This window comes from Desulfobotulus sapovorans DSM 2055 (assembly GCF_059569355.1).
This window is the reverse complement of record NZ_JCANVJ010000065.1, coordinates 1-1,084: the sequence shown is the minus strand read 5'-3', so window position 1 is coordinate 1,084 and position 1,084 is coordinate 1. Positions and strand designations below refer to the sequence as shown.

Below are 1,084 nucleotides of genomic sequence, written 5' to 3'. Positions count from 1 at the left end.
GAAACGCCCTTTGCCTTTGGAACCTGCCTTTCCACGAGTGATGCCAATTATGATGGGGATTATCCCCTGCCTGGCTGCCCCAAGGGCAATTATCGGGGAAAACCCATAAAGGTGGCCTCCTTTAAATCCAACGCCTGGGGGCTGTATGACATGCACGGCAATGTGTGGGAGTGGGTTCAGGATGTGTACAGAAGGGATTATGAGACCTTGTCGGGAACGGATCCCATATATGCGGCAGGCAGCGGCAGCCGCGTCTTTCGGGGCGGCGGCTGGGTCAGCCGCGCCGGGAACTGCCGTTCGGCCGTTCGCAGCAGGCGCGGGGCGGATTTTCGCAACGACGACCTGGGGGTTCGCCTTGCAGGATTCTGACCTTTTGTCTTTTTAAGTTTTTTACCTTTTGTGCCGCTTTTTTTCCTTTTTCTGTTGCGGCCGAAGGCCGCCTTGGGCGGCGGGTGTTTCGGGACGTGGCCGGGTTTATGGCCATACGTCCCGAAACACCCGCCGCCGGGCAGTCCTCAGGAGAGGGCGGGTGGCAGAATCCGGATAGGTTTGTGGTTTTCTCCAGTCTTCCCCTGGGAGAGAGGCCGGGGGTGAGGGGTTTTCGAATATAAAGGAGGCAGGTCGTGGAAACGCTGGCGTATGTGAATCCCACATCCGATATCTTCATCAAGTACCTTTTTGGTAAGGAAGAGCATAAGCCCATTCTCCTGGACTTCATCAATGCCGTCCTGAAGAATGCGGATTTTTCCCTGATCACAGACCTTGAAATCCGCAATCCCTTCAACATCAAGTCCGTGGTCAACGAAAAGGAAAGCATTCTGGACATCAAGGCCAGGGCTGAAAACGGCAGGTGGTACAATATCGAGGTGCAGAGCACGGACAAGGGCGCTTTTGCGGAGCGCTCCCTGTATTACTGGTCGAAGATCTACGGAGGTCAGCTGGATACAGGGGAGCCGTATGCAAAGCTCTGTGCCGTGATCTGCATCAATATCCTCAATTTTGTGCTGGTGAAGGACACGGAGCGGTCTCACCTGTGCTTCATGCTTTGTGAAAAGGACAGCCCTGAGCTGATCCTTACGGATCA

The 1,084-nt window shown here is 54.9% G+C and carries 2 protein-coding genes; both read left to right on the top strand.

The genetic code is table 11. The annotated features are described in order from the left end of the window. Positions 1–369 (top strand): formylglycine-generating enzyme family protein (locus BR04_RS17555; RefSeq protein ID WP_496357325.1); only part of this gene is annotated, 369 nt, incomplete at its 5' end. Positions 370–623: 254 nt separating this feature from the next. After that, a partial coding sequence (locus BR04_RS17550) for an Rpn family recombination-promoting nuclease/putative transposase (RefSeq protein WP_496357324.1) occupies positions 624–1,084 on the top strand: 461 nt, incomplete at its 3' end.